We start from the raw sequence: 13,194 nt of genomic DNA, 5'->3' as shown, positions 1-13,194 counted from the left end.
GGTGGCGGCTCCGATGGCGCCCGCGGTGCTTTCGAGCTTTGCACTCGCGTCACGGTGCGTCCATACGACGGACGCGATCGCGCGCGGAGGGGACGGCGCGCGTGGGGTGATCGGGGCTGCCGACATCCCGCCGTGACCCGGATGGCGTCAGGACGTGACACGGGGGTGCGGGTGCCCGAACGTCGCACACGCGCGCGCGTGGCTACGATGGGCCAGCCGGTGGCCAGTAGGGGCCGCACGGCGACACCGACCCTCGGGAAGGCCATGCTGAACAAGTACGCGCGTGCATTCTTCACGCGTGTCCTCACACCGTTCGCAGCGTTTCTCATCCGCCGGGGCGTCAGCCCCGACACGGTCACGCTCCTCGGCACCGCCGGAGTGATCGCGGGCGCGCTGGTCTTCTACCCCAGGGGCGAGCTCTTCTGGGGCACGATCGTCATCACGCTGTTCGTGTTCTCGGACCTCGTCGACGGCAACATGGCCCGCCAGCTGGGCCGTTCCAGCCGCTGGGGCGCCTTCCTGGACTCCACCCTCGACCGGGTGGCCGACGGCGCGATCTTCGGCGGCTTCGCCCTCTGGTACGCGGGCGGCGGGAACGACATCGTCCTGTGCGCGGTCTCCATCTTCTGTCTGACCAGCGGCCAGGTGGTCTCGTACACCAAGGCCCGCGGCGAGTCGATCGGCCTGCCGGTCGCCGTCAACGGCCTGGTGGAGCGCGCCGAGCGCCTGGTGATCTCGCTGGTCGCGGCCGGTCTCGCGGGTATGCACAAGTTCGGTGTACCCGGCATCCAGTACCTGCTGCCGGTCGCCCTGTGGATCGTCGCCGTCGGCAGCCTGGTCACGCTCATCCAGCGTGTCGTCACGGTCCGCCGGGAGTCCGCGGAGGCCGACGCGGCAGCCGCGAGCGAGAGCACCACGCAGAACAGCGGGACGGCCTCGTGAGCGACCTGCGGGATCGGCTGACCGACGGGGCGTACGCGGTGGGCTGGAGCGCGGTCAAGAAGCTCCCCGAGCCCGTCGCCGCCCGGCTCGGGCGGACCATCGCCGACCTCGCCTGGAAACGGCGCGGAGAGCGCGTACTACGACTCGAGTCGAACTACGCGCGCGTGGTGCCCGACGCGACACCGGAGCGTCTCGCCGAACTGTCCCGCGCGGGCATGCGTTCGTACCTGCGCTACTGGATGGAGTCCTTCCGGCTCCCCGCGTGGAGCCCGGAGCGCGTGAAGACGGGCTTCGAGGCGACGGACCTGCACCACCTGACCGACGGCCTGGCCTCGGGCCGGGGAGTGGTCCTCGCGCTTCCGCACCTGGGCAACTGGGACCTGGCCGGTGCCTGGGTCACCACGAAGCTGGAGACACCGTTCACGACGGTCGCCGAGCGTCTGAAGCCCGAGACGCTGTACGACCGTTTCGTCGCCTACCGCGAGGGCCTGGGGATGGAGGTCCTGCCGCACAGTGGCGGCACCACGTTCGGCACCCTGGCGCGGCGGCTGCGGGACGGCGGCCTGGTCTGCCTGGTAGCCGACCGGGACCTGTCCGCCTCGGGCGTCGAGGTGAAGTTCTTCGGCGACGCGGCCCGGATGCCGGCCGGACCGGCCCTGCTGGCCCAGCAGACGGGCGCACTCCTGCTCCCGGTGACCCTCTGGTACGACGACACGCCGGTCATGCGTGGACGGATCCATCCCCCGATCGAGGTACCCGAGACAGGTACGAAGGCCGAGAAGACGTCAGTCATGACACAGGCGCTGGCCGATGCCTTCGCCACGGGAATCGCCGACCACCCGGAGGACTGGCACATGCTTCAGCGGCTGTGGCTCGCGGATCTCGACCCCGCGAAGGGCCCGGAGACGAACTCGGGGAAGAGCACCGGGAGCGGGCAGGACGTCGTGCGGGACCCCGGGAAGGGGACCCCGTGAAGATCGGCATCGTCTGCCCGTACTCGTGGGACGTGCCCGGCGGCGTCCAGTTCCACATCCGGGACCTGGCCGAGTACTTCATCCGACTGGGCCATGATGTCTCCGTCCTCGCCCCCGCCGACGACGACACCCCCCTTCCGCCGTACGTCGTCTCGGCCGGCCGCGCGGTCCCGGTGCCGTACAACGGCTCGGTGGCGCGCCTCAACTTCGGCTTCCTGTCGGCGGCCCGGGTACGGCGGTGGCTGCACGACGGCGAGTTCGACGTGCTCCACATCCACGAGCCGGCCTCGCCCTCGCTGGGTCTGCTGGCCTGCTGGGCGGCCCAGGGCCCGATCGTGGCCACCTTCCACACCTCGAATCCGCGCTCCCGGGCCATGATCGCCGCCTACTCGATGCTGCAGGCCGCCCTGGAGAAGATCAGCGCCCGGATCGCGGTGAGCGAGTACGCCCGGCGCACGCTGGTGGAACACCTGGGCGGCGACGCGGTGGTCATCCCGAACGGTGTCGACGTCGACTCCTTCGCCGGAGCCAAGCCGAAGCCCGAGTGGCAGGGCGACACGATCGGCTTCATCGGCCGCATCAACGAACCCCGCAAGGGTCTGCCGGTCCTGATGAAGGCGCTCCCGAAGATCCTCGCCGCCCGCCCCGCGACAAGGCTGCTGGTCGCAGGCCGCGGCGACGAGGAGGAGGCGCTGGAGGGCCTTCCGCCGGAGTTGCACTCGCGTGTCGAGTTCCTGGGCATGGTCAGCGACGAGGACAAGGCACGGCTGCTGCGCAGCGTGGACGTGTACATCGCCCCCAACACGGGCGGAGAGAGCTTCGGAATCATCCTGGTCGAGGCACTGTCGGCGGGCGCACCGGTGCTGGCCTCGGACCTCGACGCGTTCGCCCAGGTCCTGGACCAGGGAGCGGCGGGCGAACTCTTCACGAACGAGGACGCGGACGCCCTGGCCGACGCGGCCGTACGGCTGCTGGGCGATCCGGGCCGCCGGGACGAACTGCGGGAGCGGGGCAGCGCCCATGTGCGGCGGTTCGACTGGTCGACGGTCGGGGCGGACATCCTGTCCGTGTACGAGACGGTGACGGACGGTACGACAGCGGTCGCGGCGGACGAGCGCACGGCGACGGGGCTGCGGGCGCGACTGGGGCTGGCGGCCCGGGACTGAGCGGGGCGGCACCATCCAGCCCGTCCGGCGTTTGAGGACGAGGCCGTTCAGGCCGAAGCGGGGGTCTGGGGGCGGCAGCCCCCAGAGGACGCCCAGGTGAGGGACTCCACGGAACCAGCGGAGCGCCCCTGTAGCGTTGCCGCCCGTGACCGCAACCCTCATCTGGATCCTTGTCGGGCTCGTCGCGATCGGCCTCTACCTGAGCTGGACCGCAGGGCGGCTCGACCGTCTGCACACCCGCATCGACGCCACGCGCGCCGGCCTCGACGCGCAGTTGCTGCGCCGGGCCTCCGTCGCCCAGGAAGTGGCGACGTCGGGCGTCCTCGACCCGGCGGCCTCGATCGTGCTCTACGAGGCGGCGCACGCCGCGCGGCAGGCCGAGGAGGAGCAGCGGGAGGTCGCCGAGAGCGAGTTGAGCCAGGCGATGCGAGCCGTTTTCGGGGAGGTTGCGCAGGTCGACGCGGTGCGGGAGGTGCCCGGCGGGGAGGCGGCGGCGCGTGAGCTGACGGAGGCGGTGCGCCGGGTGCCGATGGCTCGGCGGTTCCACAACGACGCGGTGCGGGCGGCGCGGGCGTTGCGGCGGCATCGGAAGGTGCGCTGGTTCCGGCTGGCGGGGCACGCGCCGTTTCCGCTGGCGTTCGAGATGGACGACGAGCCGCCGGCGGCCCTGGCGGAGCGCGCGCCGGCGTAAAGGGTGGTTTCCCGGAGGTGCTGCCCCCAGCGGGGGTCCCCCTCTGGGGGTGGGACGGGACGGGTAGGGGCGGCGAGGGCGGAAAAACGATCCACCGGCTCCCCATTGGCTCTTGCTGTGGCCTGGTCCCCTCCCGTTTCCTCAGTACTGCAGCAGCCCTCTTTCACCCAGTGAGGTCAAACCGTGTCCAGCACGCTCTCCAACTCCGCCCAGACGCCCGAGACCGGCACCGCCCGCGTGAAGCGCGGTATGGCCGAGCAGCTCAAGGGCGGTGTGATCATGGACGTGGTCAACGCCGAGCAGGCCAAGATCGCCGAGGACGCCGGCGCCGTCGCCGTCATGGCTCTGGAGCGCGTCCCGGCGGACATCCGCAAGGACGGCGGCGTGGCCCGTATGTCCGACCCGGACATGATCGAGGGCATCATCGAGGCCGTGTCCATCCCGGTCATGGCGAAGTCCCGCATCGGCCACTTCGTCGAGGCCCAGGTCCTGCAGTCCCTCGGCGTCGACTACATCGACGAGTCCGAGGTGCTGACGCCCGCCGACGAGGTCAACCACTCCGACAAGTGGGCCTTCACCACCCCCTTCGTCTGTGGTGCCACCAACCTCGGTGAGGCCCTGCGCCGTATCGCCGAGGGCGCCGCGATGATCCGCTCCAAGGGCGAGGCCGGCACCGGCAACGTCGTCGAGGCCGTCCGCCACCTGCGGCAGATCAAGAACGAGATCGCCCGTCTGCGCGGCTACGACAACAACGAGCTGTACGCCGCCGCCAAGGAGCTGCGCGCCCCGTACGAGATCGTCAAGGAGGTCGCCGAACTCGGCAAGCTGCCGGTCGTGCTGTTCTCCGCCGGTGGTGTGGCGACCCCCGCCGACGCCGCGCTCATGCGTCAGCTGGGCGCCGAGGGCGTCTTCGTCGGCTCCGGCATCTTCAAGTCCGGCGACCCCGCCAAGCGCGCCGCCGCCATCGTGAAGGCGACCACCTTCTACGACGACCCGAAGATCATCGCGGACGCGTCCCGCAACCTCGGCGAGGCCATGGTCGGCATCAACTGCGACACGCTGCCCGAGGCCGAGCGCTACGCGAACCGGGGCTGGTAGCACCCATGTCACCCATGTACGACACCCCCGTCGTAGGTGTCCTGGCCCTCCAGGGCGACGTACAGGAGCACCTCATCGCCCTGGCCGAGGCGGACGCCCTGGCCAGGCCGGTGCGACGCCCCGAGGAACTCGCCGAGGTGGACGGCCTGATCATCCCCGGCGGTGAGTCCACCACCATCTCCAAGCTGGCCGTGCTCTTCGGCGTGATGGAGCCCCTCCGCGCGCGCGTGCGTGCCGGAATGCCCGTCTACGGCACCTGCGCCGGCATGATCATGCTCGCCGACAAGATCCTCGACCCGCGCTCGGGCCAGGAGACCGTCGGCGGTATCGACATGATCGTGCGCCGCAACGCCTTCGGACGCCAGAACGAGTCCTTCGAAGCGGAGGTCGACGTGAAGGGCGTGGAGGGCGATCCTGTGGAGGGCGTCTTCATCCGTGCCCCCTGGGTCGAGTCCGTGGGCGCCGAGGCCGAGGTGCTCGCCGAGCACGCCGGTCACATCGTCGCCGTACGCCAGGGCAACGCGCTCGCCACGTCGTTCCACCCGGAGCTGACCGGCGACCACCGCGTCCACTCCCTGTTCGTCGACATGGTGCGGGCCCACATGGCACGCGCGGTGGGCGCGGACCGTACAGCGGAGTCCTTGTAGGATCTCTGGGGTTCGTACAGAGATGGGTTACGCGAAGGAGACAGGCAGATGTCCGGCCACTCTAAATGGGCTACGACGAAGCACAAGAAGGCCGTGATCGACGCCAAGCGCGGCAAGCTCTTCGCGAAGATGATCAAAAACATCGAGGTTGCGGCACGTACGGGCGGCGCCGACCCGTCCGGCAACCCCACGCTCTTCGACGCCATTCAGAAGGCCAAGAAGAGCTCGGTTCCGAACAAGAACATCGACTCCGCGGTCAAGCGCGGCGCCGGCCTCGAAGCCGGTGGCGCCGACTACGAGACGATCATGTACGAGGGCTACGGCCCCAACGGTGTCGCGGTGCTCATCGAGTGCCTCACCGACAACCGCAACCGTGCCGCCTCGGACGTCCGCGTCGCCATGACCCGCAACGGCGGCAACATGGCCGACCCCGGCTCCGTCTCGTACCTCTTCAACCGCAAGGGCGTCATCGTCGTCCCCAAGGGTGAGCTGGCCGAGGACGACGTCCTGGGCGCCGTGCTGGAGGCGGGCGCCGAGGAGGTCAACGACCTCGGTGAGTCCTTCGAGGTCATCTCCGAGGCCACCGACCTGGTCGCGGTGCGCACCGCGCTCCAGGAGGCCGGCATCGACTACGACTCCGCCGACGCCAACTTCGTCCCGACCATGCAGGTCGAGCTGGACGAGGACGGCGCCAGGAAGATCTTCAAGCTGATCGACGCGCTGGAGGACAGCGACGACGTCCAGAACGTCTTCGCCAACTTCGACGTCAGCGACGAGGTCATGGAGAAGGTCGACGCGTAGCACTGCCGCGAAGCGAGCGGTTCCGGCGGGCCGGTGGGACACGTCCTACCGGCCCGCCGCCGTTGTCAGTGGCAGCGGTTAGCCTGACGGCAGTCAAAGATCACCGTCGACGGACCGCGACCGGACAGAGGGGTGGGGCGGGTGCGCGTACTCGGAGTTGACCCGGGACTGACCCGATGCGGGGTCGGCGTCGTCGAAGGAGTCCCCGGGCGCCCGCTGACGATGATCGGCGTCGGCGTCGTACGTACTCCGGCGGATGCCGAACTGGGTCTCCGCCTCGTGACCATCGAGCAGGGCATCGAGCAGTGGCTCGACGAGCACCGGCCCGAATTCGTGGCAGTGGAGCGGGTGTTCAGCCAGCACAACGTCCGTACGGTGATGGGCACGGCCCAGGCCAGCGCCGTCGCGATGCTGTGTGCGGCGCGGCGCGGCATCCCCGTCGCACTGCACACCCCGAGCGAGGTCAAGGCCGCCGTCACCGGCAGCGGACGCGCCGACAAGGCCCAGGTCGGCGCGATGGTCACCCGGCTGCTCAGGCTCGACGCGCCCCCCAAGCCGGCCGACGCCGCCGACGCCCTCGCGCTCGCCATCTGCCACATCTGGCGAGCACCCGCACAGACGCGCCTTCAGCAGGCCGTCGCGCAGAACCGGCTCCAGCAGGCCGTCGCTCTCCACAAAGCGCAGGCCGCCAGAGCAACGGCACCGACAACAGCTCCCGTACCGACAACAGCACCCGCCTCGAAAGGCCGCCTCGCATGATCGCCTTCGTCAGCGGCCCGGTCGCCGCACTCGCCCCCGACTCCGCGGTGGTCGAGGTGGGCGGGATCGGCATCGCCGTCCAGTGCGCCCCCAACACCCTGTCCGGACTCAGGATGGGACAACAGACCAGACTCGCCACCTCCCTGGTGGTCCGCGAGGACTCCCTGACCCTGTACGGCTTCCAGGACGACGACGAGCGACAGACGTTCGAGCTGCTCCAGACCGCGAGCGGTGTCGGCCCCCGTCTGGCCCAGGCCATGCTCGCCGTTCACTCGCCCGACGCCCTGCGGCGCGCGGTGTCCACGGCGGACGAGAAGGCGCTGATCGCCGTGCCCGGTATCGGAAAGAGGGGCGCCCAGAAGCTGCTCCTGGAGCTGAAGGACCGCCTCGGCGCCCCCCTCGGCACCGGCCCCGCCATCGGTTCCCCGGTCACCACCGGCTGGCGCGACCAGCTGCACGCGGCCCTGATCGGCCTCGGATACGCGACCCGCGAGGCCGACGAGGCGGTGGCCGCGGTGACACCCCAGGCCGAGGCGGCCGAAGGCGCGCCCCAGGTGGGCCAGTTGCTGAAGGCGGCCCTGCAGACCCTCAACCGGGCCCGCTGACCGACAGGGCCCGCAGGCTGTGGAGGAGGCCGCTGACCCGGGGCGCCTTCACCGCCGTACGCCACCCCCGCACGAACCACCCGACCGACCGCGACCGCGAGGCACACGCATGCTGTGCTGTTCCGGGGGGACAACCCCCGGAGCCCCGGCCGACACGCGCACCCGGCGCACCCAGCTAGGAGAACGCAGTGAACTGGGACGACACGACCGACGAGACCACCGCCCCCGAGCGGCTCGTCGCCGCGTCCGCCGACGGTGAGGACCAGGCCGTCGAGGCCGCCCTGCGTCCCAAGGACCTGGGCGAGTTCATCGGCCAGGAGAAGGTCCGAGAGCAGCTCGACCTCGTCCTGCGCGCCGCACGCGCGCGTGGCGCCACCGCCGACCACGTGCTGCTCTCCGGCGCCCCCGGCCTCGGCAAGACCACCCTCTCGATGATCATCGCGGCCGAGATGGAGGCCCCGATCCGCATCACCAGCGGCCCCGCCATCCAGCACGCGGGCGACCTGGCCGCGATCCTGTCCTCCCTCCAGGAGGGCGAGGTCCTCTTCCTCGACGAGATCCACCGCATGTCCCGGCCCGCCGAGGAGATGCTCTACATGGCGATGGAGGACTTCCGCGTCGACGTGATCGTCGGCAAGGGCCCCGGTGCCACCGCCATCCCCCTCGAACTTCCCCCGTTCACGCTGGTCGGCGCCACCACGCGCGCGGGACTGCTGCCGCCCCCGCTGCGCGACCGCTTCGGCTTCACCGCGCACATGGAGTTCTACGAACCGGCCGAGCTGCAGCGCGTCATCCACCGCTCCGCGAACCTCCTCGACGTGGAGATCGGCGCCGAGGGCGCCGCCGAGATCGCCGGCCGCTCGCGCGGCACCCCCCGTATCGCCAACCGTCTGCTGCGCCGCGTCCGGGACTACGCGCAGGTGAAGGCCGACGGCATCATCACGCGCGACATCGCCCAGGCCGCCCTGAAGGTCTACGAGGTCGACGCCCGCGGTCTCGACCGCCTGGACCGAGGTGTCCTCGAAGCGCTGCTCAAGCTGTTCGGCGGCGGACCGGTCGGGCTCTCCACGCTGGCCGTCGCGGTGGGGGAGGAGCGGGAAACCGTCGAGGAGGTCGCCGAGCCCTTCCTCGTACGGGAGGGACTACTGGCCCGTACCCCGCGCGGACGAGTCGCGACGCCCGCCGCATGGGCGCATCTCGGCCTCACACCGCCGCGTTCCACAACGGGGGGAAGCGGACAACAGGACCTGTTCGGGGCGTGAGGGCGCGGCTGCTCGCAGGCTCAGGAACCGTGGTGCCATGCTGAGCGTTGTTCCTGGAGTGCGGACTCGCTTAGACTCCGCCGATGCCGCCTTTGTAACTTCGTAGGTGGCGCCGACCACACCCCCATCCACCAGGCCGCTCACCGACGCGGTAGTGCGAAGGAAATTCCGTCCCGTGAATATCGTGACCCTCCTCCCGTTCATCGTGCTCATCGGGGCCATGTTCCTGATGACCCGCTCGGCCAAGCGCAAGCAGCAGGCCGCCGCGCAGATGCGCAACGACATGCAGCCCGGTACCGGTGTCCGCACGATCGGGGGCATGTACGCGACGGTCAAGGAAGTCAACGAGGAGACGGTCCTCCTTGACGCGGGCCCGGGTGTGGAGCTTCTCTTCGCGAAGAACTCCATCGGCGCCGTCCTCGGCGACGACGAGTACAACCGCATCGTTCACGGCATCGAGCACGACCTGAAGACCGACGAAGCCGTCGTCCCGGACGACGCCTCCTCCCTCACCGAGACCGACGAGCCCTCCGACGACGCTTCCGCCGCTTCCGACGACAAGCCCATCGACCTCGGCAAGAAGGACGCGGCCGAGGAGCCGGCCGACGAGACCGAGGCCGCTGAGGTGAAGGCGGAAGAAGAGCCGAAGAAGACCGACGGCGAGTCCGACGCGAAGTAACCGCGTTCCGGGGGAGGAGCGCGGCGCGATCCGCTCGCGTCTCGTACCCCCGGCACGTGCGGTTCTCGCAGGGAGTCCCGACACCATGTCATGGCCGCCGGCCGCGCTGACCCGGCGTGAGGCGGCCCGAGAGGGAGTACGAGAAGGTGGCAGCACCTAAGAAGGGCCGGAGCGCGAGCTCCCAGAGCAAGCCAGGACGCTCGCTGGCCCTCATTCTGATCGCCATCGTGGCGCTCACCGGAGGAATGTTCCTCTCGGGGCACACGACTCCGCGTCTCGGCATCGACCTGGCCGGTGGTACGAGTATCACGCTCGAGGCAAAGAACGAGCCGGGCCAGCCGAACGCGATCAACAAGACCAACATGGACACCGCGGTCGAGATCATGAACCGCCGTGTCAACGGTCTTGGCGTCTCCGAGGCCGAGGTGCAGACCCAGGGCGATCGCAACATCATCGTCAACATTCCCAAGGGCACGAACTCCAAGCAGGCCCGGGAACAGGTCGGCACCACCGCCAAGCTCTACTTCCGTCCCGTTCTGGCCCTGGAGGTCCAGGGCGTCGCCGCGACGGCCAGCCCCACGCCGAGCGCGAGCGCGTCCGGCAGCCCTTCGCCGTCGGCCTCGGAGACGGGTGACAAGGCGACTTCCACGTCGTCCGGCTCGCCCAGCCCGTCGGCCAGCGCCACCTCGCAGGGCCGCCCGGTCACCGACGCCCTGAAGGCCGACGCGACCCCGACGCCGAGCACCTCGCCGTCAGCGGCCACCAGCGCCTCGCCCTCGGCGAGCGCCACTCCCGACGCGGCGACCGCGGCGCTCCAGGCGAAGTACACGGCTCTCGACTGCACCAAGAAGGCCGTCCGAGCCGTCACCGGTGACGGCGTCAAGCCCAGCGAGCCCACGGTGGCCTGTGGCCAGGACTCGCAGGGCCAGTGGCAGAAGTTCATTCTCGGCCCGTCCGAGGTGGACGGCACCGAGGTCGAGAAGGCCCAGGCCGTCTTCGACACGCAGGGTGCCGCCGGCTGGCAGGTCACCATGGACTTCACGTCCAAGGGAAGCAAGCAGTTCGGTGAGGTCACCGGCCGCCTCGCGCAGAACCAGGCTCCGCAGAACGAGTTCGGCATCGTCCTGGACGGTGAGGTCGTCTCCAACCCGTACGTGAGCACGGCGATCACGGGCGGCTCCGCGCAGATCTCCGGCAGCTTCGACCAGACCGAGGCGCAGGACCTGGCCAACATGCTGTCGTACGGTGCCCTGCCGCTCACCTTCAAGGAGGCGAGTGTCAGCACGGTCAGCCCCGCACTCGGCGGCGAGCAGTTGCACGCCGGTCTGATCGCGGGTGCTATCGGCCTGGCCCTGGTCGTCATCTACCTGGTGGTCTACTACCGGGGTCTGTCGACCGTCGCCATCGCCTCTCTCCTGGTCTCCGCCGCCCTCACGTACGTGATCATGTCGCTGCTCGGTCCGGCCATCGGCTTCGCGCTGAACCTGCCGGCCGTCTGTGGTGCGATCGTCGCGATCGGTATCACCGCGGACTCGTTCATCGTGTTCTTCGAACGCATCCGGGACGAGATCCGGGAGGGCCGTACGCTGCGGCCCGCCGTCGAGCGGGCCTGGCCGCGCGCCCGGCGCACCATCCTGGTCTCCGACTTCGTGTCCTTCCTGGCCGCCGCGGTGCTCTTCATCGTCACCGTCGGCAAGGTCCAGGGCTTCGCGTTCACGCTCGGTCTGACCACCCTGCTCGACGTGGTCGTCGTCTTCTTCTTCACCAAGCCGCTGATGACGATCCTCGCCCGCAAGAAGTTCTTCGCGGAGGGCCACAGCTGGTCCGGCCTCGACCCGCAGCGCCTGGGCGCCCAACCGCCGCTCCGTCGCACCCGTCGCGCGTCCGCGCCCGTCGACATGAAGGAGGCGTGAGATGTCGAAACTCGGCACCCTCGGCGCCCGGCTCCACCGCGGCGAGATCGGCTACGACTTCGTCGGCAAGCGATTCATCTGGTACGGCCTCTCGATCCTGATCACCATCACGGCCATCCTCGGCCTGTCGGTGCGCGGCCTGAACATGGGCATCGAGTTCGAGGGCGGTGCCGTCTTCACCATCGAGAAGACCAGCGTCTCGGTGAGTCAGGCCGAGAAGTACGCCGAAGCGGCATCCGGTCATGACGCGATCGTCCAGAAGCTCGGCAAGGACGGCCTGCGCATCCAGGTCGCCACTATCGACACGGCGGCGGCGGACAAGGTCTCGGCGAAGCTCGCCACCGACCTCGGCATTCCGGAGAAGGACATCACCGGTGAGCTGGTCGGCCCCAGTTGGGGCGACCAGGTCGCGAACAAGGCCTGGCAGGGCCTGGTGATCTTCATGATCCTTGTCGTGATCTATCTGGCGATCGCCTTCGAGTGGCGCATGGCCCTGGCCGCGCTGGTGGCGCTCATCCACGACATCACCATCACGGTCGGCATCTACGCCCTCGTCGGCTTCGAGGTGACGCCAGGCACGGTGATCGGTCTGCTCACGATCCTCGGTTACTCGCTCTACGACACGGTCGTCGTCTTCGACAGCCTCAAGGAGCAGACGAAGGACATCACCAAGCAGACCCGCTGGACGTACAGCGAGATCGCCGACCGGTCGATCAACGGCACCCTGGTCCGCTCCATCAACACCACGGTGGTCGCGCTCCTCCCGGTCGCCGGCCTGCTGTTCATCGGTGGCGGGGTGCTCGGGGCGGGCATGCTCAACGACATCTCGCTGTCGCTGTTCGTCGGCCTCGCGGCCGGTGCGTACTCCTCCATCTTCATCGCCACGCCGCTCGTCGCCGACCTCAAGGAGCGCGAGCCGCAGATGAAGGCCCTCAGGAAGCGCGTCCTGGCCAAGCGGGCGCAGGCCGCCCAGGGCGAAGCCCCTGCGTCCCGGGTCAGCGATGAGCAGCCGTACGACGAGGACGACGACGCCCCCGCGGTCGTCGGTCCGCGCAACCAGCCGGCCTCCCGCAACCGGGGTCGCGGTCGGCCCTCGGGCAAGCGCCGATGACCGCGGTCAAGGAGCTGCTGCTCAGCCGTATCCGCGATGTGGCGGACTACCCGGAGCCGGGTGTGATGTTCAAGGACATCACCCCGCTCCTGGCGGACCCCGAGGCGTTCACCGCGCTCACGGACGCGCTGGCGGACATCGCCGTCCGCAGCGGTGCCACGAAGATCGTCGGCCTGGAGGCCCGCGGCTTTATCCTGGGCGCCCCGGTCGCGGTCCGGGCCGGCCTGGGCTTCATCCCCGTACGCAAGGCGGGCAAGCTCCCCGGAGCCACGCTCAGCCAGGCGTACGACCTGGAGTACGGCTCCGCCGAGATCGAGGTGCACGCCGAGGACCTCAGCACCGGGGACCGGATCCTGATCGTCGACGACGTGCTAGCCACCGGCGGTACCGCAGAGGCGTCGATGCAGCTGATCCGGCGGGCCGGTGCCGAGGTCGCGGGCATCGCCGTCCTGATGGAACTTGGCTTTCTGAACGGTCGTGCCCGTCTGGAGCCGGCCCTCTCCGGAGCCCCGCTGGAATCCATGCTCCATATCTGAGCAATCGGCC

General features: G+C 69.8%; 14 protein-coding genes. All 14 read left to right on the top strand.

Annotated features, from left to right (window positions below; translation table 11 throughout):
- The first annotated feature begins 207 nt into the window (after positions 1-207).
- Positions 208-942 (top strand): phosphatidylinositol phosphate synthase, encoded by a 735-nt coding sequence (gene pgsA, locus OHN74_RS07025; RefSeq protein ID WP_327700026.1) that lies wholly within the window; start codon positions 208-210, stop codon positions 940-942.
- Positions 939-1,916 (top strand): phosphatidylinositol mannoside acyltransferase, encoded by a 978-nt coding sequence (locus tag OHN74_RS07020; RefSeq protein ID WP_327693664.1) that lies wholly within the window; start codon positions 939-941, stop codon positions 1,914-1,916. The genes pgsA and OHN74_RS07020 overlap by 4 nt, the downstream gene beginning before the upstream one ends.
- Positions 1,913-3,082, top strand: coding sequence for a glycosyltransferase family 4 protein (locus OHN74_RS07015; RefSeq protein ID WP_327693663.1), 1,170 nt, complete (start codon positions 1,913-1,915; stop codon positions 3,080-3,082). Before OHN74_RS07020 ends, OHN74_RS07015 begins: the two co-directional genes overlap by 4 nt.
- 145 nt (positions 3,083-3,227) lie before the next feature.
- The gene (locus OHN74_RS07010; RefSeq protein WP_327693662.1) at positions 3,228-3,773 is read left to right on the top strand and encodes a hypothetical protein; all 546 of its coding nucleotides are present in this window, start codon (positions 3,228-3,230) and stop codon (positions 3,771-3,773) included.
- 249 nt (positions 3,774-4,022) lie between these two features.
- The gene (gene pdxS / locus OHN74_RS07005; protein ID WP_241827248.1) at positions 4,023-4,871 is read left to right on the top strand and encodes a pyridoxal 5'-phosphate synthase lyase subunit PdxS; all 849 of its coding nucleotides are present in this window, start codon (positions 4,023-4,025) and stop codon (positions 4,869-4,871) included.
- Positions 4,872-4,885: 14 nt separating this feature from the next.
- Positions 4,886-5,518, top strand: coding sequence for a pyridoxal 5'-phosphate synthase glutaminase subunit PdxT (pdxT, locus tag OHN74_RS07000; RefSeq protein ID WP_327693661.1), 633 nt, complete (start codon positions 4,886-4,888; stop codon positions 5,516-5,518).
- 48 nt (positions 5,519-5,566) lie between these two features.
- On the top strand, positions 5,567-6,319 hold the full coding sequence (locus OHN74_RS06995; RefSeq protein ID WP_327693660.1) for a YebC/PmpR family DNA-binding transcriptional regulator: 753 nt from the start codon (positions 5,567-5,569) through the stop codon (positions 6,317-6,319).
- Between the two features lie 141 nt (positions 6,320-6,460).
- On the top strand, positions 6,461-7,078 hold the full coding sequence (ruvC, locus tag OHN74_RS06990; RefSeq protein ID WP_327693659.1) for a crossover junction endodeoxyribonuclease RuvC: 618 nt from the start codon (positions 6,461-6,463) through the stop codon (positions 7,076-7,078).
- Positions 7,075-7,683, top strand: a complete 609-nt coding sequence (ruvA, locus tag OHN74_RS06985; RefSeq protein ID WP_327693658.1) for a Holliday junction branch migration protein RuvA — start codon at positions 7,075-7,077, stop codon at positions 7,681-7,683. The genes ruvC and ruvA overlap by 4 nt, the downstream gene beginning before the upstream one ends.
- Positions 7,684-7,871: 188 nt before the next feature.
- A complete protein-coding gene (gene ruvB, locus OHN74_RS06980; protein ID WP_327693657.1) occupies positions 7,872-8,945 on the top strand; it encodes a Holliday junction branch migration DNA helicase RuvB in 1,074 nt (357 codons plus the stop codon).
- 175 nt (positions 8,946-9,120) lie between these two features.
- Positions 9,121-9,624: a preprotein translocase subunit YajC gene (gene yajC, locus OHN74_RS06975; RefSeq protein ID WP_327693656.1), complete on the top strand. Its 504-nt coding sequence runs from the start codon at positions 9,121-9,123 to the stop codon at positions 9,622-9,624.
- A 146-nt stretch (positions 9,625-9,770) separates the two neighbouring features.
- Positions 9,771-11,537 carry a protein translocase subunit SecD gene (gene secD / locus OHN74_RS06970; protein ID WP_327693655.1) on the top strand — a complete coding sequence of 589 codons (1,767 nt, stop codon included), beginning with the start codon at positions 9,771-9,773 and terminating at the stop codon, positions 11,535-11,537.
- A gap of 1 nt (position 11,538) precedes the next feature.
- Positions 11,539-12,648: a protein translocase subunit SecF gene (gene secF / locus OHN74_RS06965; RefSeq protein ID WP_327693654.1), complete on the top strand. Its 1,110-nt coding sequence runs from the start codon at positions 11,539-11,541 to the stop codon at positions 12,646-12,648.
- Positions 12,645-13,184: an adenine phosphoribosyltransferase gene (locus OHN74_RS06960; RefSeq protein WP_327693653.1), complete on the top strand. Its 540-nt coding sequence runs from the start codon at positions 12,645-12,647 to the stop codon at positions 13,182-13,184. The genes secF and OHN74_RS06960 overlap by 4 nt, the downstream gene beginning before the upstream one ends.
- Positions 13,185-13,194: the final 10 nt, after the last annotated feature.

This window comes from Streptomyces sp. NBC_00459, assembly GCF_036013955.1.
GTDB lineage: Bacteria > Actinomycetota > Actinomycetes > Streptomycetales > Streptomycetaceae > Streptomyces.
This window is presented reverse-complemented; position numbering and strand designations above follow the sequence as displayed.

What these genes read in the sequence shown, in the direction of transcription:
- pgsA (WP_327700026.1), top strand. Translation starts at nt 208, where the DNA reads ATGGGCCAGCCGGTGGCCAGTAGGGGCCGCACGGCGACACCGACCCTC.
- pdxS (WP_241827248.1), top strand. Translation starts at nt 4,023, where the DNA reads ATGGCCGAGCAGCTCAAGGGCGGTGTGATCATGGACGTGGTCAACGCC.
- pdxT (WP_327693661.1), top strand. Translation starts at nt 4,886, where the DNA reads ATGTACGACACCCCCGTCGTAGGTGTCCTGGCCCTCCAGGGCGACGTA.
- OHN74_RS06995 (WP_327693660.1), top strand. Translation starts at nt 5,567, where the DNA reads ATGTCCGGCCACTCTAAATGGGCTACGACGAAGCACAAGAAGGCCGTG.
- ruvA (WP_327693658.1), top strand. Translation starts at nt 7,075, where the DNA reads ATGATCGCCTTCGTCAGCGGCCCGGTCGCCGCACTCGCCCCCGACTCC.
- secF (WP_327693654.1), top strand. Translation starts at nt 11,539, where the DNA reads ATGTCGAAACTCGGCACCCTCGGCGCCCGGCTCCACCGCGGCGAGATC.
- OHN74_RS06960 (WP_327693653.1), top strand. Translation starts at nt 12,645, where the DNA reads ATGACCGCGGTCAAGGAGCTGCTGCTCAGCCGTATCCGCGATGTGGCG.